Below are 19,902 nucleotides of genomic sequence, written 5' to 3' on the forward strand. Positions count from 1 at the left end.
GGCGGCCCGGAAACGAAACACAGCTCAGGAAGCGAACCCGCCCGCGCCGGCCCAGCCGAGGGCGAAGGCCGGGACCAGGCCCAGGATCAGCGTCACCGCCGTGCCCAGGAAGATCGCCGTTCCCGTGCCGAAGCCCGGGACCGATACCGAGGGGCCGTCGGGCGCCGGCTCGGAGAAGTACATCAGGACGATCACCCTCAGGTAGAAGAACGCCGCCACCGCGCTGAACACCAGCGCCACCACGACCAGGGGGGCCATTCCGTCCGACAGTGCCGCCGAGAACACCACGAACTTGCCGACGAAGCCCGATGTCAACGGAATGCCCGCCAAAGCCAAGAGCAAGAACGTGAAGACGCCCGCCAGCAAGGGTGACCGCTTCGCCAGCCCGGCCCACGCCGAGAGGTGCGTCGCCTCGCCCGAGGAATCGCGGACCAGGCTGATCACGCCGAACGCCGCCAGCGTCGTGAAGCCGTACGCCAGCAGGTAGAACAGCGTGCTCGACAGGCCGTCGCGGGTCATCGCGATCGCGCCGATGAGCAGGAAGCCCGCGTGGGCGATCGACGAGTACGCGATCATGCGCTTGACGTCCGTCTGGGTCAGGCCCAGCACCGCGCCGATCACCATCGAGATGATCGCCACGCCCCAGAGGACGCCGCGCCACTCCCAGCTGGTCGAGCCGAACGCCACCGACAGCACCCGCAGGATCCCGCCGAACGCCGCGACCTTCGTGCACGCCGCCATGAACGCCGTCACCGGCGTCGGGGCTCCCTGGTACACGTCCGGGGTCCAGGTGTGGAACGGGCCGACCGAACCCTTGAACAGCAAGCCGACCACCAGCAGGCCGAGGCCCGCGAACAGCAGCGTGTCCGACCGGTCCGAGCCCGCCGCCGCGGCCGCGATGTCCGCCAGCTTCACGGAGTTCGCGTAGCCGTACAGCAGCGCCAGCCCGTAGAGGAAGAACGCCGAGGAGAACGCGCCGAGCAGGAAGTACTTGACCGCCGACTCCTGCGACAGCAAACGCCGCCGCCGTGCGAGGCCACACATCAGGTACAGCGGCAGCGAAAGCACTTCCAGCGCGATGAACATCGTCAGCAGGTCGTTCGACGCGCAGAACGCCATCATGCCGCCGAGCGCGAACAGCGTCAGCGGGAAGACCTCGGTCTGCATGACCGTCGCCGTCTGGGCGCGGTCCTGAACCGTGCCCGGGCGGATGCCGGCCTGCGCGACCAGCGCGCCGCCCGGCTCGACCACGCGGTCGGAGATCAGCAGCACCGCGCCGACCGCCAGGGCGAGCAGCGTGCCCCAGAGGAACAGCGCCGGCTTGTCGATCGAGATCGCGCCGCTGAACGTCTTGACGCCGCCCGCGGGCGCGTCACCCGTGGCATAGAGGATCAGGCTGACGCCGGCCACGACGATCGCCAGCAGGCTCAGCCCGACCTGCAGGCCGAACCGCGAGCGCTTCGAGGCGAACGCCTCGACCAGCACGCTGAGGCACGCCGCGCCGAAGATGATCAGCATCGGCAGGACCGCCGGGTAGTCCACCGACGGCGTCACGATCGCCGGCTCCGGTGCCTGGGTCAGGAGGATGTCGAGCACGGTTACTTGCCTCCCTGGACCGCGGACAGCGTCTGCTGCACCGTCGGGGTGACTGTGTCGAGCACCGGCTTCGGGTAGAAGCCGAGGAAGAGGACCAGCACGACCAGCGGCGCCAGGATCGCGATCTCGCGGCCGTTCAGGTCGCGGATGGCCTTCTTCGCACCCAGCTCCGGCGCGATGGCGGTGCCAGGCCCGCCGCCGACGCCCACGAGAGCGTCACCGCGGACCGGGCCCTGCATGACGCGCTGGTAGAGCCACAGGACGTACGCCGCGGCGAGGACCATGCCCACCGTCGCGAGGATCGTGTACACCGGCTGGTCGACGAACGCCCCGATCAGCACCAGGAACTCGGAGACGAACGAGTTGGTGCCCGGCAGCGAAAGCGTCGACAGCCCGGCCAGCAGGAACAGGCCCGCCAGCAACGGCGTCACCTTGGCCATGCCGCCGTAGTCCGAAATGCGAGTCGACCCGCCGCGCGCGACGACCAGGCCGATCACCACGATCAGCATGCCGGTCGCGATGCTGTGGTTCAGCATGTACGTCGCCGAGCCGACCATCGCCTGCTCGTTGAACGCGAAGATGCCGAGCGAGATGAAGCCGAAGTGCGCGATCGAGACGTAGGCGATGAACCGCTTCATGTCCCGCTGGCCCGCGGCGAGGATCGATCCGTAGAGGACACCGATCACCGAAAGCACCAGCACCAGCGGCGCCAGGGTCTTGCTCGCGTCCGGGAACATCGGCAGGCAGTAGCGCAGGAACCCGAACGTGCCGACCTTGTCCAGCACGCCGACCAGCAGGACGGCGACGCCGATCGGCGCCTCCCCCGCCGCGTCCGGCAGCCAGGTGTGGAACGGCACCAGCGGCGCCTTGATCGCGAACGCCAGGAAGAACCCGAGGAACAGCCAGATCTGGGTGGACAGCGGCGCGTCGCGGACGACCGTCACCAGCGTGGCCCAGTCGAACGTGCCGTGCCCGAGCTTGTCCTTCGCGAGCGAGTACGCCCCGATCGCCGAGGCCAGCATGATCAGGCCGCCGAGGAACGAGTAGAGGAAGAACTTCACGGCCGCGTACTGCCGGTTCGCGCCGCCGTAGCCGCCGATCAGGAAGTACATCGGGATCAGCATGATCTCGAACAGCACGTAGAACAGGAAGACGTCGGTCGCGGCGAACACGCCGATCGTGAGCGCTTCCTGCAGCAGGATCAGCGAGAGGAACCCGCCCGCGCTGCGGCCCGCCGGCAGCTTGTCCAGCGTGCCGAGGCCGCCGACGACGATCGGCACCAGCAGGGCGATCACCGCGATCATGATCAGCGAGATGCCGTCGGTGCCGAACGCGATGTGCACCCCGAAGCTCGGGATCCAGTCGAAGCTCGACGTCATCTGCAGCCGCGCGCCCGAGGGCGAGTAGCTGAGCCAGAACGGGATGATCAGCAGGAACTCGAGGATCGAGAAGGCGAGCGCGGCCAGCACCGCGGCGCGGTCGTTCCCCTTGAGGAACGCCAGCACCAGGGAGCCGGCGAGCGGCACCAGGATGAGGATCAGCAACCAGGTCATCAGGAGAACCTCACCAGCAGGAGAGCCGCCAGAAGCAGGAACGCGCCGCCCAGCATGGAAAGCGCGTAGGACCGGACGAACCCGGTCTGGAGCCGCCTCAGCCGGCCGGAGCCGCCGCCGAGGGAGGCGGCCAGGCCGTTGACCGCGCCGTCGACGCCGCGGTTGTCGACGAACACCAGCGCCCGCGCGAGCCAGGTGCCCGGACGGGCGACCAGCGTCTCGTTGAGGGCGTTGCCGTAGAGGTCCTTGCGAGCCGCGCGGGTGACGAACGAGACCCGCTCGGGCCGCTCGACCGGGACGTCGCGGCGGAAGATCAGGTACGCGATCAGCACGCCCAGCACGGAGAACACGATCGCCGCGATGGAGATCACCCCGGCGCTCAACGGCGAGTTGTGCGCTTCCTCCAGCTCGCCGACCGAGGGGGTCAGCCAGTGGGCGAAGCGGTCACCTAGGGCGAAGAACGCGCCGGCGCCGACCGAACCGACCGCCAGCACCGCCATCGGGATCCACATGACCGCCTTGGACTCGTGCGGGTGGAAGTCGCGGCCGTCGCTGGACTTGATGTCCTTCCAGCGCTCCTTGCCGAAGAACGTCATCACCATCAGGCGCGTCATGTAGAACGCGGTGAGCCCGGCGCCCAGCAGCGCGGCGCCGCCCATCACCCAGCCGCGCCAGCCGCCCTGGCTGAACGCCGCTTCGATGATCGCGTCCTTGGTGAAGAAGCCCGACAGCGGCGGGATGCCGATCAGGGCCAGGTAGCCGAGGCCGAACGTGATGAACGTGATCGGCATGTGCTTGCGGAGGCCGCCGAACTTCCGCATGTCGACCTCGTCGTTCATGCCGTGCATGACCGACCCGGCCCCGAGGAACAGCCCGGCCTTGAAGAAGCCGTGCGCGACCAGGTGCATGATGCCCAGCGCGTACGCGATCGGCCCGAGGCCGACGGCGAGCATCATGTAGCCGATCTGGCTGACCGTGGAGTACGCGAGGACCTTCTTGATGTCGTCGTACGCGCAGCCGATGATGCACCCGAGCAGCAGCGTCACCGTGCCGACCAGCGTGACGATCAGCCTGCCGTCCTCGGTGGCGTTGAAGATGTCCTTCGAGCGGGCCACCAGGTAGACGCCCGCGGTGACCATCGTCGCCGCGTGGATCAGGGCCGACACCGGCGTCGGGCCCTCCATCGCGTCCGGGAGCCACGCCTGCAGCGGGAACTGGCCGGACTTACCGCAGGCGCCCAGCAGGAGCAGGATCGCCATCGCGGTGATCGCGCCCGGCGAGAACTTGCCGTCGGTGACCGCCTGGAAGACCTGCGCGTAGCCGGTCGAGCCCGCGTACTTGAACATGATGAAGATCGCCAGCGCCAGCCCGACGTCGCCGACGCGGTTCATCAGGAACGCCTTCTTCGCCGCGGTCGCGGCGGACGGGCGGCCCTGGTACCAGCCGATGAGCAGGTAGGACGCGAGACCCACGCCTTCCCAGCCGAGGTACAGCGTCACGAAGCTGTTGCCCAGCACCAGGATCAGCATCGAGGCGACGAAGAGGTTCAGGTACGCGAAGAAGCGGTACCGGCCTTCGTCGTCGGCCATGTAACCGATCGAGTAGAAGTGGATCAGCATGCCGACGCCGGTGATGAGCAGCACGAACGTCAGCGACAGCGCGTCGATCCGGAGCCCGAAGTCGATCTGCAGCGCGCCGGCCGGGATCCACGAGTACAGCTTGGTGTCCGTCGTGGTGCCCGTGTTCGCGGTGAAGAACAGGATCAGGCCGTAGACGAAGGCCAGCGTGACGGTGGCACAGCCGAGCAGATGCCCCCACGCCTTCGCGCGCTTGCCCGCCAGGAGCAGGATCAGGGCGCCGAGGGCAGGAAAGGCCACCAGCAGCCACGATGATGCGGTCACTCGGGGGTCTCCTAGTACTTCAGCAGGTTGGTGTCGTCGACCGAGGCCGAGCGCCGGGTGCGGAAGATGGCCATGATGATCGCCAGGCCGACCACGACCTCGGCGGCCGCGACGACCATGACGAAGAACGCCATGATCTGGCCGTCGAGCCCGCCGTTGATCCGGGCGAACGTGACCAGCGACAGGTTCACGGCGTTGAGCATCAGCTCGATGCACATGAACACGACGATCGCGTTGCGCCGCACCAGCACGCCGACCGCGCCGAGCGCGAACAGCAGCGCCGACAGCAGCAGGTAGTACGTCGGGGTCATGCCTTCTCCCCTTCGGATTCCGAGCTGTCCGAGCCGACGAGCGCGTGCGCGTCCGGGTGCTCGACGTCGTCCGCGACGAGCTTGCGTTCCTTCGCCAGCTCGATCGCCGAGGTGGACTCGATGATCGCCGAGAGCGACTCCGGGGCGATCGAGCCGTCCGGCAGCAGCGCCGGCGTCGCGACGGAGTTGGCCGTGGCGAAGACACCCGGGCCGGGCAGCGGCGAGGGCCGGTCGTGCTCACCGCGGAAGCGCAGCAGCACGAGCTCCTTCTGCGTGAGCTTGCCGCCCTTGGCGTGCCGGTCGGTGAAGGCCAGCACCATCGCGCCGATCGCGGCGGTGATGAGCAGCGCCGACGTCAGCTCGAACGGGAACAGGTAGTCGGTGAAGATCAGCCGGCCCAGGCCCTTCGGCCCGCCGCCCGCCGGGGTGGCGGAGTCGAGCGGGATGGCCGGCGTGACGTTCTCCAAGGCCCGGTAGATGCCGGTGGCCAGCAGCGCCGCCAGGCCGATGCCGAGCACCGTCGCGGCCAGCCGCTGTCCACGGAGGACTTCGACGACGGAGTCCGAGCTTTCCCGGCCGACCAGCATCAGCACGAACAGGAACAGCATCATGATCGCGCCGGTGTAGACGATGATCTGCGTGAAGCCGAGGAACGGCGCCGACTGGATCATGTACAGCGCGCCCAGGCTCAGCATCGTGACCACCAGCCACAGCGCCGAGTGGACGGCGTTGCGGGAGAAGATCATGCCGAGGCCGCCGAGCAGCGAAAGCGGGCCGAGGATCCAGAACGCGATGGCCTCGCCGGTCGAGACGCCGGCCGCGGCGCCCGTCGGGGCCTGGGCCAGGAGGGCGGCGATCACTTGACGCCCTCCCCGCGTGCGAGTTCGGGCCCGTTCACGTAGTAGTCCTGCTCGTTCTCGCCCAGCCGCATCGGGTGCGGCGGCTGCTCCATGCCGGGCAGCAGCGGGGCGAGCAGGTCTTCCTTCGTGTAGATCAGCCGCTGGCGGTCGTCGTCGGCCAGCTCGTAGAAGTTGATCATCGTCAGCGACCGCGTCGGGCACGCCTCGATGCAGAGGCCGCAGCCGATGCAGCGCAGGTAGTTGATCTGGTAGTCCGCGCCGTACCGCTCGCCCGGGGAGAACCGGGCTTCCTCGGTGTTGTCACCGCCCTCGACGAAGATCGCGTCCGCCGGGCACGCCCACGCGCACAGCTCGCAGCCGACGCACTTCTCGAGGCCGTCCGGGTGGCGGTTCAGCTGGTGGCGCCCGTGGTACCGCGGGGCGGCGGGGGCGCCGGCCTCGGGGTACTCCTCGGTGGCGACCTTCTTGAACATCATCCCGAAGGTGACGCCGAAGCCCTTGACGGGATCAAGAAACCCCATCTTGCGCTCCTTCCTTTGCGGTACCGACGGCCGCCGGCTTGCGGCGGGCCGCCTTGGCTTCGGCCTTGGCCAAAGCCTTCTGACGCGGGGTGGTCTGCGGAACCTTGAGGTCCAGCGGCGGGACCGGGAAACCGCCGCCGGTCACCGGGATGGTCTCGCTCTCCTCTTCGCGGCCCGACGCGCGGACGTAGAAGAAGAGCGCGATGACGATGAAGATGGCGACCGCGGCGATGATGATCGACGCGGTGTTCCAGGCGATGACCTTCGCGAAGGTCACCATGACGATCCAGACCAGGTTCAGCGGGACCAGGACCTTCCAGCCCAGGCGCATGAACTGGTCGTAGCGCAGGCGGGGCAGCGTGCCGCGCAGCCAGATGAACCCGAACAGCAGGACGAACATCTTCGCGAAGAACCACAGCACCGGCCACCAGCCGGTGTTGAGGACGTTGTTCCCGATCAGCGACAGCGGCCACGGGGCCATCCAGCCGCCGAGGAACAGCGTCGTCGCGAACGCCGACACGATCACCATGTTGACGTACTCGGCGAGGAAGAACATCGCGAACTTCATCGAGCTGTACTCGGTGTGGAAGCCGCCGACCAGCTCCGACTCGGCCTCGGGGAGGTCGAACGGGGCGCGGTTGGTCTCGCCGACCATCGAGATCAGGTAGATCACGAAGCTCGGGATCAGGTAGAGGAACCACGCCGGCTGCTGCTTGGCGACGATGTCGGCCAAGTCCAGCGAGCCGGACTGCAGGATGACCGCGACGATCGACAGGCCCATCGCGATCTCGTACGAGATCACCTGCGCGGCCGAACGCATGCCGCCGAGCAGCGGGTACGGCGAGCCGGAGGCCCAGCCGGCGAGCACGATGCCGTAGACGCCGATCGAGGAGCAGGCCAGGATCACCAGCGCGCTGACCGGCAGGTCGAGCAGCTGCAGCACGGTCCGCTCACCGAAGATCGACACCACCGGGCCGAACGGGATGGCCGCCAGCGCGATCAGCGGCGGCACCACGCAGATGACCGGGGCGAGGAAGTACACCTTGCGGTCGGCCGTGTCCGGGATGATCTGTTCCTTGAACGGCAGCTTGAGCGCGTCCGCCAGGGACTGCAGGTAGCCGTTCGGGCCGACGCGGTTGGGGCCGGGCCGGTTCTGCATCCGGCCGACGGCCTTGCGCTCCCAGACGATCAGCAGGATCGTCAGGATCGGGCCGATCAGCAGGATGACCACGGACTTCAGCAGGATCATCCACAACGGGTCGTCCGCCAGGAGCGCCGCCCGCGTCGCGGCGTCGGGCACACTCCCGACGGCGACCTCGGTGAGCAACGGTGTCACTGTTCACCCCCAGCGAGGTTCACGACGGCGCCGTGCCCGGCACCGAGCGTCTTGAACACGGCGGAGCCGTCGGAGTTGCCCGGCAGCCACACGACGCCGTCGGGCAGGTCCGCGATCTCCAGCGGCAGCGTGATCGCACCGCGTTCGGTGCTCACCTTCACGGTCGTGCCCAGCCCTTCGGCGGTCTTCGCGGACAGCCGCGCGACCGGCTTGCGCTGGGTGCCCTTCAGGTGCGGCTCGCCGTCCTGCAGCGACCCGTTGTCGATCAGCTGGCGCCAGCTCGACAGGACCGCCTGACCGGCGAGCGGAGCCGCCGTGGCGCCTCCGGTCTCGGCCTCGACGTTGCCCCAGCGCAGGGCCGAAGCCGGGCCGAGCTTCTCGAAGTCGCCGCGGGAGGCGGCCGGCGTCTGCGTGAACAGGTCGGCGTCCATCTCGACGGCGAGGGTGTCGAGCACGCGGCAGTCCGGCAGGGCGCCGGTGCCTTCGAGCGTGACGTCGAACGGGCGGGTGCGGCCCTCCCAGTTGAGGTAGCTGCCCGCCTTCTCGTCGGACGCGGCCACCGGGAGCACGACGTCCGCGCGCTCGGTCACCGCGCTGTGGCGGAGCTCGAGGCTGACGACGAAGCCGGCGTTGTCCAGTGCGCGCAGCGCGAGGTCCGGATCCGGCAGGTCGAACGGGTCGACGCCGCCGACGACCAGGCCGCCGAGCTCGCGGGCCGAAGCCGCCTGCAGGATGCCGGTGGTGTCGCGGCCCGGCACGGCCGGGATCGGGACGCCCCAGGCGTTTTCGACGGCGACGCGGGCCGCGTCGTCGCCCACCCGGTGCCCGCCCGGCAGCAGCGTCGGCACGCAGCCGGTGGCGAGGGCGCCGCGGTCGCCGGCGCGGCGCGGGATCCACGCGAGCCGGACGCCGGTGCGCTCCACCAGGTCGTGCAGCGCGGCGAACAGGCCGGGCACCTGGGCGGCGCGCTCGCCGACCAGGACGACGGCGTTCTCGCCGCGCAGGGCCTCGTCGAGGTCCGGCGCGTGCTTGGCGATGCCGTCGATGGCGGCGGGCTCGGTCCCGGGGACGCAGGCGAGCAGCTCGCCGAACGTCTTGTGCACCGACGAGGTCGTCCACTGTCCCAAGTGGACGACGCGGGTGCGGTTCTTGCGGGCCGCCTTGCGCAGCCGCAGGAACACGATCGGCGCCTCGTCCTCGGGCTCGAACGCCACGCACAGGACCGTGCGGGCCCGCTCGATCTCGCCGAAGGTGACGCCGGACTCCGGCGTCACGCCCACGACGTGCGAGGTGAGGAAGGCCAGCTCCTCGGCCGAGTGCGGGCGGGCGCGGAAGTCGACGTCGTTGGTCTGCAGGGCGACGCGGGCGAACTTCGAGTACGCGTAGGCGTCCTCGACGGTCAGCCGGCCGCCGGTCAGGACGCCGACGCCACCGTTGGAACGGGCCGCGGTGAGGCCCTCGGCGGCGGCGCGCAGCGCGTCGGTCCAGGACGCCTCTTCCAGCTCACCGGTCTCGCGGTTGCGGACCAGCGGGCGCCGGATGCGGTCCTCGGCGCCGGTGTAGCGGAAGGCGAAGCGGCCCTTGTCGCAGATCCACTCTTCGTTGACCTCGGGGTCGTCGCCGGCCAGCTTGCGCTGGACCTTGCCGCGCCGGAAGTCGGTGCGCTCGGCGCAGCCGGACGAGCAGTGCTCGCAGACGCTCGGTGCGGACACCAGGTCGAACGGGCGGGAGCGGAACCGGTAGGCGGCGCTCGTGAGGGCACCGACCGGGCAGATCTGGATGACGTTGCCGGAGAAGTAGCTCTGGAACGGCTGGCCGCTGGTGGTGCGGGAGGCCAGGTCCAGGACGTCCGCCGTCTCCGCGGTGCCGATCTGCTGGTGGGCGCCGCGTTCGAGGAGCTCGATGAACGGGTCGCCGGCGATCTCGCGGGAGAACCGGGTGCAGCGCTGGCAGAGCACGCAGCGTTCGCGGTCCAGCAGCACCTGCGTCGAGATCGGCAGCGGCTTCGGGAACGTCCGCTTGGTGTCGACGAACCGCGACTCCGCGCGGCCGTGGGCCAGCGCCTGGTTCTGCAGCGGGCACTCGCCGCCCTTGTCGCAGATCGGGCAGTCCAGCGGGTGGTTGATGAGCAGCAGCTCCATCACACCCTGCTGGGCCTTGTCCGCGACCGGCGACGTCAGCTGCGTCTTGACGACCATGCCGTCGGCGACGGTCATCGTGCAGGACGCCTGCGGCTTCGGCATCGGCCGGCCGCCCATCTCGACCTCGACCAGGCACTGGCGGCAGGCGCCCGCCGGGTCGAGGAGCGGGTGGTCGCAGAACCGCGGGATGACCGTGCCGAGGCGCTCGGCCGTGCGGATGATCAGCTCGCCCTTGGGGGCGATGACCTCTTCGCCGTCGATGACCAGCTTGACGTGGCCTTCGGGGACCGGCGTCGCGGCCGTTTCGGGCTTGTCGGGCGCGATCGTCATGATGCCTGCGCTCCCACGAGTTCGGGCTTGGTCTGTTCGTGCCGGTTCTTCTCGCACAGCGCGAGGAACTCCTCGCGGAAGTACTTGATGCCGCTCTGGATCGGCGACACCGCGCCGTCACCGAGGGCGCAGAACGACCGGCCGAGGATGTTGTCGCAGACGTCGAGGAGCGTGTCGATGTCCTCTTCGGTGCCGTGGCCCTCGACCATCCGCTCGAGGATCTGCGCCAGCCAGTACGTGCCTTCGCGGCACGGCGTGCACTTGCCGCAGGACTCGTGCTCGTAGAACTGCGTCCACTTCATCACGGCCCAGGGCACCGACACCGTCTCGTTGAAGACCTGCACGGCGGTCGTGCCCAGCATCGACCCGGCTTCCGCCGCGCCTTCGAAGTCCAGGGGAACGTCGAGGTGCTCGGCGGTGAACATCGGGGTGGACGAGCCGCCCGGGGTCCAGAACTTGAGCGGGATGCCGTCCTTCATGCCACCCGCCATGTCGAGCAGCTCGCGCAGCGTGGTGCCGAGCGGGCACTCGTACTGGCCGGGCTTCTCGACGTGGCCGGAGATCGAGTAGATCTTCGGGCCGGGCGACTTCTCGCGGCCCATCTCGCGGAACCAGCTGGAGCCGCCGTTGACGATGAACGGCGCGCTCGCGATGGTCTCGACGTTGTTGACCGTGGTCGGCGCGGCGTACAGCCCGGCGGCCGCGGGGAACGGCGGCTTGAGCCGCGGCTGGCCACGACGGCCTTCCAGCGAGTCGAGCAGCGCCGTCTCCTCACCGCAGATGTACGCGCCGGCGCCGGCGTGGACGGTGATCTTGAGGTCGAAACCGGAGCCGAGGATGTTCTCGCCCAGGTAGCCCGCCGCTTCGGCTTCGCGCACGGCCGCGTTGAGGCGGCGGATGCAGTGCAGCGCCTCGCCGCGGACGTAGATGAAGCAGTGGTTGGAGCGCATCGCGTACGAGGCGATGATGCAGCCCTCGATGAGCGAGTGCGGGTCCGCCATCATCAGCGGGATGTCCTTGCAGGTACCCGGCTCGCCTTCGTCAGCGTTGATCACCAGGTAGTGCGGCTTGTCGAAGTTCGGCGGCATGAAGGACCACTTGATGCCGGCCGGGAAGCCCGCGCCGCCGCGGCCGCGCAGGCCGGAGTCCTTGACCACCTGGACGAGCTGCTCCGGCGTCCCGGCCAGTGCCTTGCGGACGGCGGTGTAGCCCTCGAGTGCTTCGTACGTCCCGATCTGCCAGGAGTTCGGGGACAGCCAGCGCTTCGTGAGGACCGGCGTAATGGGATCTGCCATTACTTCTTCTCCACTTCCGGCAAGGGGACATCGGAAGCCACCGGGGCGACCCAGCCGCGGTCCTGCGCGAGCTTCGCGCCCCGCAGCGTCTCGACGGCCTGCGAAGGACCGTCGACGTCCGCGCGGTACTGGCGCTCGTCCTCCGGGAAGAACCCGGCGAGCTGCAGTTCGGCGCCCTTGAAGCTGGACAGCGGCGCCCCGCGCGTCGGGGCCGGCTTCTTGCCCGCCCGCAGCGCGTCGACCAGCGCGACGGCCTTGTCCTCGGTCTGGTTGTCGAAGTACTCGTAGTTGACCTGGATGACCGGCGCGAGGTCGCAGGCCGCGAGGCACTCGGCGTGCTCGAGGGTGACCGAGCCCGGCTCGTTCGGCGTGCCCGCGGTCTCGTTGTGCCCCAGCGGCTTCTCCTCGGAACCGAGGTGCGTCTGGAGCTTCTTGTAGATCGCGTCGCCGCCCATGGCCGCGCACAGCGTGTTGGTGCAGACGCTCACGAGGTGCTCGCCGCACGGCTTGCGCTTGTACATCGTGTAGAACGTCGCGACCGCGCTGACCTCGGCGTCGGACAGCTCGAGCTGCTTCGCGCAGAACGCGATGCCCTCCTGGCTGACGTAGCCCTGCACCGACTGCACGAGGTGCAGCATCGGCAGCAGCGCCGAGCGGGACATCGGGTAGCGCGCGATCAGGTCCTGGGCCCTGGCCACGACACCTTCGTCGAAGATGTCTTCGAGCGGGGTGTCTTCGATGATCCCGGCGGCGACCGCGGGGTCGGGCGCGATGGCGATCACGTCGGTGTCCGGGCCGGCCGCCGCGTGCGTCGTCACGGCGTCGTTGGGGCCCGGCTCGGGAACAGCTGTGCTCATCGGTCCACTCCCCCCATGACGGGGTCGATCGAGGCGATCGCGGCGATCACGTCCGCGACCAGGCCGCCTTCGGCCATGGCGGGCATCGACTGCAGGTTCACGAAGCTCGGTTCGCGCACGTGGACCCGCAGCGGCCGCGTGCCGCCGTCGGAGACCAGGTGCGCGCTCAGCTCGCCGCGCGGCGACTCGACCGAGGTGTAGACCTGCCCGGCCGGCACCTTGAAGCCCTCGGTGACCAGCTTGAAGTGGTGGATCAGGGACTCCATCGACTGGCCCATGATCTTCTTGACGTGCTCGAGCGAGTTGCCCATGCCGTCGCTGCCGATGGACAGCTGCGCGGGCCAGGCGACCTTCTTGTCCTCGACCATGACCGGGCCCGGCTCGAGCTTCTCCAGGCACTGCTCGATGATCTTGAGGCTCTCGTGCATCTCGTGCACCCGGATCAGGTAGCGCGACCAGCAGTCGGCGCCGTTGTCGACCGGGACGTCGAAGTCGAACTCGTCGTAGCAGGAGTACGGCTCGGTCTTGCGCAGGTCCCACGGGAGGCCCGCCGACCGCAGCACCGGGCCGGTGACGCCGAGCGCGAGGCACGCGTCGACCGGCAGGTACCCGACGCCCTTGAGCCGGTTGCGCCAGATCGGCTGCCCGGTGAAGAGCTTGTCGTACAGCGGAAGGCGTTCCTTCATCGTCTTGACGAATTCGGTGACCTTCTCGCGGTAGTCCTCGGGCATGTCCTGCGCGAGGCCGCCGGGGCGGATGAACGCGTGGTTCATGCGCAGGCCGGTGAGGTGCTCCAGCAGGTGCAGCACGATCTCGCGCTCGCGGAAGCCGAGCGTCATCGCGGTGGTGGCGCCGAGCTCCATGCCGCCGGTGGCGATGTAGACCAGGTGCGAGCCGATGCGGTTGATCTCCAGCAGCATCACGCGCAGCAGCTGCGCGCGGCGCGGGGCCTCGATCTGCAGCAGCTTCTCGACACCGAGGCAGTACGCCATCTCCGTCGAGAGCGGGGCCAGGTAGTCCATGCGCGTCACGAAGGTGACGCCCTGGGTCCAGGTCCGGTACTCGCAGTTCTTCTCGATGCCGGTGTGGAGGTAGCCGATGACCGACCGCAGCTGCGTGACGGTCTCGCCTTCCATCTCCAGCACGAGCCGGAGCACGCCGTGCGTCGACGGGTGCTGCGGGCCCATGTTGATGACCATGCGCTCGTCGTGCGCCGCGTCGGCGATGACGTCGTCCCAGTCGCCGCCGGAGACCGAGTAGACGCGGCCTTCGGTGGTGTCGCGGCTGTCGGCCTCGGGAACTTCGGTGGTGTCTTCGTTAATCGTCACGAGTACGACCTCCGCTGGTCCGGCGGCGGGATCTCCGCGCCCTTGTATTCGACCGGGATCCCGCCGAGCGGGTAGTCCTTGCGCTGGGGGTGGCCGTCCCAGTCGTCCGGCATGAGGATGCGGGTCAGCGCGGGGTGGCCGTCGAAGACGATGCCGAACATGTCCCAGGCTTCGCGCTCCTGCCAGTCGGCGGTCGGGTAGATCCCGACCAGTGACGGCACGTGCGCGTCCTCGACGTCGAGGGTGACCTCGAGGCGGATCCGGCGGCGGTAGGTCAGCGACGTGAAGTGGTAGACCGCGTGCAGCCGCTGCGGGACGTCGACGCCGTAGTCCACGCCGGACACCGAGGACAGCAGCTCGAACCGCAGGCCGCCGTCGTCGCGCAGGACCTTCGCGATCTCCGCCAGCTTCTCGCGGTCGACGTAGAAGGTGATCTCGCCGCGGTCGACCGTCGTCTGCAGGATCGCTTCGGCGGGGATCTTGTTGTCCGACAGCGCGGCGTAGAACTCGTCGGCGAACTGGTCGAACCAGCCGCCGTACGGGCGCTCGGCCGGCGCGGGGCTGTAGGCCGGGAGCCGGACGCCGCCGTAGCCGGAGGTGTCGCCGGTGCCGTGGACGCCGAACATGCCCTGGCGTTCGCGGCCGGTGACGACCGGTTCGGCGGGGCGCGTGCCCCGGGGCTCGAGGCCGCCTTCGGGACGGTCGGCGCTGGACTGCTCGCCGCCGGTCTCTGGGGTTTCAGTCATCGCTCTACTTCTTCGCGTACTTGATCGACGACGCGACGAGCTCGGTGCGGGCCCCGCTGGCGGCGCGGATGGCGGCGCGGCGGGCGTTGATCGGCTCGTCCTGGATCTTGGCGTGCAGCTTGAGGATCGCGTCCAGCAGCATCTCCGGCCGCGGCGGGCAGCCGGGCAGGTACATGTCGACCGGCACGACGTGGTCGACCCCCTGGACGACCGCGTAGTTGTTGAACATGCCGCCGGAGGAGGCGCAGACGCCCATCGCGAGCACCCACTTGGGCTCGGCCATCTGGTCGTAGATCTGACGCAGGACCGGCGCCATCTTCTGCGTGACCCGGCCGGCGACGATCATCAGGTCGGCCTGCCGCGGCGTCGCGCTGAAGCGCTCCATGCCGAAGCGGGCGATGTCGTAGCGGGAGCCGCCGACGGTCATCATCTCGATCGCGCAGCAGGCGAGCCCGAAGGTGGCCGGCCACATCGAGTTCTTCCGCGACCAGTTGACGAGACCTTCGAGGCTGGCCAGCAGGATGCCGTTGGGGAGTTTCTCTTCGAGGCCCATGGGTCTAGTTCCAATCCAGGCCGCCGCGCCGCCACACGTAGGCGTACGCGAAGCCGACCGTCGCGATGAACAGCAGGATCTCCACCAGGCCGAACGTGCCCAGCGCGTCCGCCTGCACGGCGAACGGGTAGAGGAAGACCATCTCGATGTCGAACAGGATGAACAGCATCGCGGTGATGTAGTAGGCCACCGGCATCCGTCCGGCGCCGACGAGCGGCTGCGGGGACGGTTCGATGCCGCACTCGTAGGCCTCGAGCTTGGCCTTGTTGTAGCGGCTGGGGCCGACGAGCGGGCCCAGCAGCACCGACAACACGGCGAACGCGAGCGCCAGCACGAACAACAGGACCAGGGGCAGGTAGGGCTTCAGGCTCGGGGCCTCTTGCGCCAGCTGCACCGTGTCGGTTCGGGTCAGCAACGTCAGCACGGGGTCTTCGCCATCCTTTCCGCGCCGATGCGGTTGTGCTTGTGGTGGGGAACCGCTTGGCCTCGTCGGCACCCTAAGGGACCTGGGTCACACCGCCGAGGGTCAGGGTCTCCTTACGGCCCGTGGCTGGACCGGGAGGGAAAACACAGCTCGCTTGTGAAATAGTTCACAAGCCACTCGTCGTGGATGTGAAGGGATTCACAAAGCATGGGGGGAGTCTAGGACGCGACTCACACTCTTGTCCCTAGGCCCCCGTGTTATAAGGGTCGCCTAACTTTTCCCGCCATCGTTGTCACGGCCCGATGACGACGCGCGCACGACCTGCACGAAGACCGGTCAAGATCGGTTGGCGGCCGGACAATCCGGACGTCAGCGTGTGAGCTATCCCACTGGCCGCACGGCCAACTTGCTGGGCCACTCGTGTGTCCGCGCGTGCGAAGGCCCCGGCACGGAAGTCGTGCCGGGGCCCGTGGATCCGGGTCAGCGCGGGGTGGGGGTCACCTTCGCCAGCGCCGAGATCAGGCGGTCGACGCCGTCGCCGCCCTTGGCGTCGTAGCAGCCCGACAGGCCCTTGTAGACCAGCGGCAGGAGCTTGTTGATGCGCAGCCCGTACTTCGTGCACGCGTGCATGATCTTCGGCTTGCCGATGATCTTCGCGAACACGTTCCCCAGCTGGTAGTAGCCGCCCATCAGCTCGCCGACCGCGCGCGGGTACGCCTCCAGCGCCCGCTCGCGCGAAGGCCCTTCGCGGCGGGCCAGCGCCTGCACGACGACCTCCGCGGCGATCTGCGCGGACTCCATCGCCGCCGAGATGCCTTCGCCGTTGAACGGGCTGACCATGCCGCCCGCGTCGCCCAGCAGCAGGAGGCCGTCGCGGTAGTGCGGGGTGCGGTTGAAGCCCATCGGCAGCCCGGCGCCGCCGACCTTGCCGATCGCGTTCTCCTCGCGGTAGCCCCACTCCTCCGGCGTCCCGTCGAGCCACTGGCGCAGCAGCGCGCGGTAGTCGGTGTTCCGGAACGACGCCGACGTCGACAGCATGCCGAGGCCGACGTTCACCGTGCCGTCGCCGAGCGGGAACGCCCAGCCGTAGCCCGGCAGCAGCTTCGGGTCGCGCGGATCCGACTTGTCCCACAGCTCGAGGTGCCCCTCGATGAACGGGTCGTCGTGGCGCGGGCTCTTGTAGTACTGGCGCACCGCCACGCCCATCGGGCGCTTCTCGTTCTTCTGGATGCCGACGCTCAGCGCGAGCCGCGCGGACACGCCGTCGCAGGCCAGGACCAGCGGCGCGCGGTAGTTGACCGGCGTCCGTTCCGGGCCGACCTTCGCCTCGACGCCGACCACGCGCCCGCTCGCGCTGGTGATCGCACCGGTGACGGTCGTGCGCTCGTACAGCCGGGCGCCCGCCTTCACCGCGAGCTTCGCGAGCAGGTCGTCGAAGTCGTGGCGGGTGCGGGAAACGCCGTACGGCGGGTAGCTCGTCAGGTTCGGCCAGTCGAGCTCCAGCGTCAGGTCGCCGGTGAGGATCCGCAGGCCGCGGCTGTGCACCCAGCCCGCGTCCTCGCTGGTGTCGATGCCCAGGTCGATCAGCTGCTTGACGCCGCGCGGGGTCAGGCCGTCCCCGCAGACCTTCTCGCGGGGGAACTCGGTCTTCTCCAGCAGGAGGACGTCGACGCCCGCGCGGGCCAGGTAGGTGGCCACGGTCGATCCAGCGGGTCCGGCGCCGACGACGATGACTTCGGCGTCCTGGTCTGCGGTGCGTCGCGTCATGAACGCGAGTTTATGCAGGCTTGCGCGCGCGGTGGATCGCCACGACGCCGAATGTGAGGTTCAACCACTCGACGTCGGCCCAGCCCGCGCTCGCGATGATCTCGCCGAGCGTGCGCTGGTCCGGCCAGGCCAGCATCGATTCGGCCAGGTAGGAGTAGGCCTCGGGGTTCGACGACGTGCGCTTGCCGACCCAGGTCAGCAGCTTGAGCATGAACCGCCGGTGGATGAACCGGATCGGGGCGAACGGCGGGGTCGAGACCTCGCAGATCACCAGCCGGCCGCCCGGCTTGACCACGCGGGCGATCTCGGTCAGCGCGGCCTTCGTGTCGACGAAGTTGCGCAGCGCCAGCGAGATCGTCACGGCGTCGAAGCTCTCGTCGGCGAACGGCAGGTTGAGCGCGTCCGCCGCGACCATCGGGACGTTGCGGTGCAGCCCGGCGCGCAGCATGCCGAAGGAGAAGTCCGCGGCCAGGCACCAGGCACCGCCACGGGCGTACTCGACGGTGGACACCCCGGTGCCGGCGGCGAGGTCCAGGACCTTCTCGCCGCTTCGGGCGTCGAGCACGCGGGCGGTGGTGGTGCGCCAGCGGCGGTCGAAGCCGAAGGTCATGAACGAGTTCGCCCGGTCGTACCCGTCCGCGACACCGTCGAACATGGCGGCGACTTCGTGCGGGTCCTTGTCCAGGCTTGCGCGTGACATGGCTTGAGATTAGTCGGGCCGTCGGACGAACGTCGCCAGCACCAGCCGGCGAGGTGAAGGCGCGGGAAAAGATTCAGGCCCTAAATGATTACACTGGTGTAATCGATCGTCGCCGATTACCGTCCCGGCCATGGAAGCTCCCCCGTCCGGCAGCGCGTTCCTGCTCGCGCAGGTCGGCGCGCACGCCGCGATGCGGTTCACCGAGCGGATCGGTGCGCTGGACCTGACGCCGCCGCAGGTCGGGCTGCTGCGGCTGGTCGCGTCGCGGCCCGGGCAGAGCCAGCAGGCGCTGGCCAAGCAGCTCGGCACGCCGGCGACGCGGCTCGTCCCGCTCGTCGACGGCCTGGAGAAGCGCGGCCTGATCGAGCGTCGCCGCAACGCCGAAGACCGGCGGCTCTACGCCCTGGAGCTGAGTGAGGACGGTCGTGCCCTGATGGGCCAGGTCGCCCGGGCGGCGGCGTCCCACGACCGCACGATCACCGCGGTGCTCACCGAGGACGAGCGCGCGACCCTCCACGCCCTCCTGACGAAGATCGCCGACGACCAGGGCCTCACCCCCGGCGACGCGCGGGGCCGGCTCAGCTGAACGCCGCCAGCATCCCGGCGACCGACGCGGGCCAGGTGAACTCCTCCGCCCGGGCCCGGGCCGCCGCGCGGCGCAGGTCCTCGGGGCTCTCCAGCAGGTCCGTCACCGCCGTGGCGAACGCGGGCGCGTGGTCGTCCACCGCCGCGCCGCAGCCCGGCCGCACGATCTCGCGCAGCGCCGACGACGCCGACACCACCACCGGCGTCCCGGACGCCAGGGCCTCCAGCGCGGCCAGCCCGAACGTCTCGTGGGGGCCGGGCGCCAGGGAGACGTCCGCGCTGGCCAGCAGCCGTGCGACGTCGCCGCGGCCGGACAGGAACCCCAGGAACGTCACCGGCAGACCCCGCGCCCGCCTCTCCAGCGCACGCCGTCGTGGCCCGTCCCCGGCGACGACCAGCCGGACCCGCGCGCCGGCCTCGGTCAGCTCGGCGACGGTGTCCACGCTGCGCTCCACGTGCTTCTCCGGCGACAGGCGTCCACAGTGGACGAGCAGCGCGTCCGCTCCCCCGGCGAGGCCGGCGCGCCAGCCGTCGTCGCGCATGGCGGGCCGGAACGTCGCCAGGTCGACGCCGAGCGGCACGCGGTGGACGTTCGGCGCCTCGATCCGGTCGAACTCCGCGCGCGCGAACGCCGTCGTGCAGACGACCGTGTCGTAGCTCGCGGCCATCCGGCGGTTCGCGACGTCGGCGACGCGCCGCGCCACCGGCTCGGGCAGCAGGAACTGCTCCAGCAGCCGGTCGAGGCGCTCGTGGGAGATGACCGTGCTCGGGACACCGTGGCGCCGCGCCCAGCCGCCCATCCCCCGCAGCGTCAGCCGGTCCGACACCTCGAGCCGGTCGGGTTCGAGTCTTCGCAGGACCGAGCGGACGCGGTGCGGGTCGACGGCGCGGTAGCCGCCGGTGCCCGGGATCTTCGGCGCCGGCAGGGAAAAGCGGCGTACGCCGGTCGGCAGGACCTCGTCGGCGTACCGGGTGCCGGGCACCACGAGCGTCACCTCGTGCCCGCTCGCGACGTACCCGGCGCCGAGGTGGTGCAACGCCGTGCGCAGCCCGCCCGAGCGCGGCCCGTAGAAGTTCGCGAGCTGAACGATGTGCATG

The 19,902-nt window shown here is 69.7% G+C and carries 18 protein-coding genes; 1 reads left to right on the forward strand and 17 read right to left on the reverse strand.

The features are described from left to right. Positions 1-24: 24 nt before the first annotated feature. The 16 genes from nuoN to ABZ342_RS13075 form a co-directional block, all read right to left on the reverse strand. On the reverse strand, positions 25-1,596 hold the full coding sequence (nuoN, locus tag ABZ342_RS13000) for an NADH-quinone oxidoreductase subunit NuoN (protein ID WP_360472143.1): 1,572 nt from the start codon (positions 1,594-1,596) through the stop codon (positions 25-27). Positions 1,597-1,598: 2 nt separating this feature from the next. Then, positions 1,599-3,149 (reverse strand): NADH-quinone oxidoreductase subunit M, encoded by a 1,551-nt coding sequence (locus ABZ342_RS13005; protein ID WP_155548780.1) that lies wholly within the window; start codon positions 3,147-3,149, stop codon positions 1,599-1,601. Continuing rightward, the gene (nuoL, locus tag ABZ342_RS13010; protein WP_360472146.1) at positions 3,149-5,050 is read right to left on the reverse strand and encodes an NADH-quinone oxidoreductase subunit L; all 1,902 of its coding nucleotides are present in this window, start codon (positions 5,048-5,050) and stop codon (positions 3,149-3,151) included. Before nuoL ends, ABZ342_RS13005 begins: the two co-directional genes overlap by 1 nt. An 11-nt stretch (positions 5,051-5,061) precedes the next feature. Continuing rightward, positions 5,062-5,361 (reverse strand): NADH-quinone oxidoreductase subunit NuoK, encoded by a 300-nt coding sequence (gene nuoK / locus ABZ342_RS13015; RefSeq protein WP_003081840.1) that lies wholly within the window; start codon positions 5,359-5,361, stop codon positions 5,062-5,064. Then, positions 5,358-6,221 carry an NADH-quinone oxidoreductase subunit J gene (locus tag ABZ342_RS13020; protein WP_360472149.1) on the reverse strand — a complete coding sequence of 288 codons (864 nt, stop codon included), beginning with the start codon at positions 6,219-6,221 and terminating at the stop codon, positions 5,358-5,360. Before ABZ342_RS13020 ends, nuoK begins: the two co-directional genes overlap by 4 nt. Continuing rightward, entirely contained in the window at positions 6,218-6,742 is a 525-nt protein-coding gene (nuoI, locus tag ABZ342_RS13025; protein ID WP_086678351.1) for an NADH-quinone oxidoreductase subunit NuoI, read from the reverse strand. Before nuoI ends, ABZ342_RS13020 begins: the two co-directional genes overlap by 4 nt. Then, complete coding sequence (nuoH, locus tag ABZ342_RS13030; RefSeq protein ID WP_155548777.1) at positions 6,729-8,078, reverse strand: NADH-quinone oxidoreductase subunit NuoH; 1,350 nt, start codon at positions 8,076-8,078, stop codon at positions 6,729-6,731. Before nuoH ends, nuoI begins: the two co-directional genes overlap by 14 nt. Further along, positions 8,075-10,549: an NADH-quinone oxidoreductase subunit G gene (locus tag ABZ342_RS13035; protein WP_360472151.1), complete on the reverse strand. Its 2,475-nt coding sequence runs from the start codon at positions 10,547-10,549 to the stop codon at positions 8,075-8,077. The genes nuoH and ABZ342_RS13035 overlap by 4 nt, the downstream gene beginning before the upstream one ends. Next, complete coding sequence (gene nuoF, locus ABZ342_RS13040; RefSeq protein ID WP_155548775.1) at positions 10,546-11,844, reverse strand: NADH-quinone oxidoreductase subunit NuoF; 1,299 nt, start codon at positions 11,842-11,844, stop codon at positions 10,546-10,548. Before nuoF ends, ABZ342_RS13035 begins: the two co-directional genes overlap by 4 nt. Beyond that, the gene (nuoE, locus tag ABZ342_RS13045; protein WP_360472154.1) at positions 11,844-12,701 is read right to left on the reverse strand and encodes an NADH-quinone oxidoreductase subunit NuoE; all 858 of its coding nucleotides are present in this window, start codon (positions 12,699-12,701) and stop codon (positions 11,844-11,846) included. The genes nuoF and nuoE overlap by 1 nt, the downstream gene beginning before the upstream one ends. Further along, positions 12,698-14,029, reverse strand: a complete 1,332-nt coding sequence (locus ABZ342_RS13050; RefSeq protein WP_155548773.1) for an NADH-quinone oxidoreductase subunit D — start codon at positions 14,027-14,029, stop codon at positions 12,698-12,700. The genes nuoE and ABZ342_RS13050 overlap by 4 nt, the downstream gene beginning before the upstream one ends. After that, positions 14,026-14,775, reverse strand: coding sequence for an NADH-quinone oxidoreductase subunit C (locus tag ABZ342_RS13055; protein WP_360472156.1), 750 nt, complete (start codon positions 14,773-14,775; stop codon positions 14,026-14,028). The genes ABZ342_RS13050 and ABZ342_RS13055 overlap by 4 nt, the downstream gene beginning before the upstream one ends. 4 nt (positions 14,776-14,779) lie before the next feature. Then, positions 14,780-15,328: an NADH-quinone oxidoreductase subunit B gene (locus ABZ342_RS13060; protein WP_155548771.1), complete on the reverse strand. Its 549-nt coding sequence runs from the start codon at positions 15,326-15,328 to the stop codon at positions 14,780-14,782. A 4-nt stretch (positions 15,329-15,332) separates the two neighbouring features. After that, entirely contained in the window at positions 15,333-15,752 is a 420-nt protein-coding gene (locus ABZ342_RS13065; RefSeq protein WP_155548770.1) for an NADH-quinone oxidoreductase subunit A, read from the reverse strand. A 480-nt stretch (positions 15,753-16,232) separates the two neighbouring features. Next, positions 16,233-17,519, reverse strand: a complete 1,287-nt coding sequence (locus ABZ342_RS13070) for a geranylgeranyl reductase family protein (protein ID WP_360472160.1) — start codon at positions 17,517-17,519, stop codon at positions 16,233-16,235. A 10-nt stretch (positions 17,520-17,529) separates the two neighbouring features. Further along, positions 17,530-18,219: a demethylmenaquinone methyltransferase gene (locus ABZ342_RS13075; protein WP_155548769.1), complete on the reverse strand. Its 690-nt coding sequence runs from the start codon at positions 18,217-18,219 to the stop codon at positions 17,530-17,532. Between the two features lie 130 nt (positions 18,220-18,349). Between ABZ342_RS13075 and ABZ342_RS13080 the strand changes: the two genes are divergently transcribed. Next, positions 18,350-18,805, forward strand: a complete 456-nt coding sequence (locus ABZ342_RS13080) for a MarR family transcriptional regulator (RefSeq protein ID WP_155548768.1) — start codon at positions 18,350-18,352, stop codon at positions 18,803-18,805. On the opposite strand, the gene ABZ342_RS13085 is transcribed toward ABZ342_RS13080, so the two are convergent. Further along, positions 18,798-19,901, reverse strand: coding sequence for a glycosyltransferase family 1 protein (locus ABZ342_RS13085; RefSeq protein WP_155548767.1), 1,104 nt, complete (start codon positions 19,899-19,901; stop codon positions 18,798-18,800). The two genes, ABZ342_RS13080 and ABZ342_RS13085, sit on opposite strands and share 8 nt — an antisense overlap. Position 19,902: the final 1 nt, after the last annotated feature.

The sequence above is a fragment of the Amycolatopsis sp. NPDC005961 genome (assembly GCF_040629235.1).
Classification (GTDB): Bacteria; Actinomycetota; Actinomycetes; order Mycobacteriales; family Pseudonocardiaceae; genus Amycolatopsis; species Amycolatopsis camponoti.

What these genes read in the sequence shown, in the direction of transcription:
- ABZ342_RS13060 (WP_155548771.1), bottom strand. Translation starts at nt 15,328, where the DNA reads ATGGGCCTCGAAGAGAAACTCCCCAACGGCATCCTGCTGGCCAGCCTC.
- ABZ342_RS13080 (WP_155548768.1), top strand. Translation starts at nt 18,350, where the DNA reads ATGGAAGCTCCCCCGTCCGGCAGCGCGTTCCTGCTCGCGCAGGTCGGC.
- nuoI (WP_086678351.1), bottom strand. Translation starts at nt 6,742, where the DNA reads ATGGGGTTTCTTGATCCCGTCAAGGGCTTCGGCGTCACCTTCGGGATG.
- nuoF (WP_155548775.1), bottom strand. Translation starts at nt 11,844, where the DNA reads ATGGCAGATCCCATTACGCCGGTCCTCACGAAGCGCTGGCTGTCCCCG.
- ABZ342_RS13055 (WP_360472156.1), bottom strand. Translation starts at nt 14,775, where the DNA reads ATGACTGAAACCCCAGAGACCGGCGGCGAGCAGTCCAGCGCCGACCGT.
- ABZ342_RS13070 (WP_360472160.1), bottom strand. Translation starts at nt 17,519, where the DNA reads ATGACGCGACGCACCGCAGACCAGGACGCCGAAGTCATCGTCGTCGGC.
- ABZ342_RS13005 (WP_155548780.1), bottom strand. Translation starts at nt 3,149, where the DNA reads ATGACCTGGTTGCTGATCCTCATCCTGGTGCCGCTCGCCGGCTCCCTG.
- ABZ342_RS13085 (WP_155548767.1), bottom strand. Translation starts at nt 19,901, where the DNA reads ATGCACATCGTTCAGCTCGCGAACTTCTACGGGCCGCGCTCGGGCGGG.
- nuoE (WP_360472154.1), bottom strand. Translation starts at nt 12,701, where the DNA reads ATGAGCACAGCTGTTCCCGAGCCGGGCCCCAACGACGCCGTGACGACG.
- ABZ342_RS13075 (WP_155548769.1), bottom strand. Translation starts at nt 18,219, where the DNA reads ATGTCACGCGCAAGCCTGGACAAGGACCCGCACGAAGTCGCCGCCATG.
- ABZ342_RS13035 (WP_360472151.1), bottom strand. Translation starts at nt 10,549, where the DNA reads ATGACGATCGCGCCCGACAAGCCCGAAACGGCCGCGACGCCGGTCCCC.
- nuoK (WP_003081840.1), bottom strand. Translation starts at nt 5,361, where the DNA reads ATGACCCCGACGTACTACCTGCTGCTGTCGGCGCTGCTGTTCGCGCTC.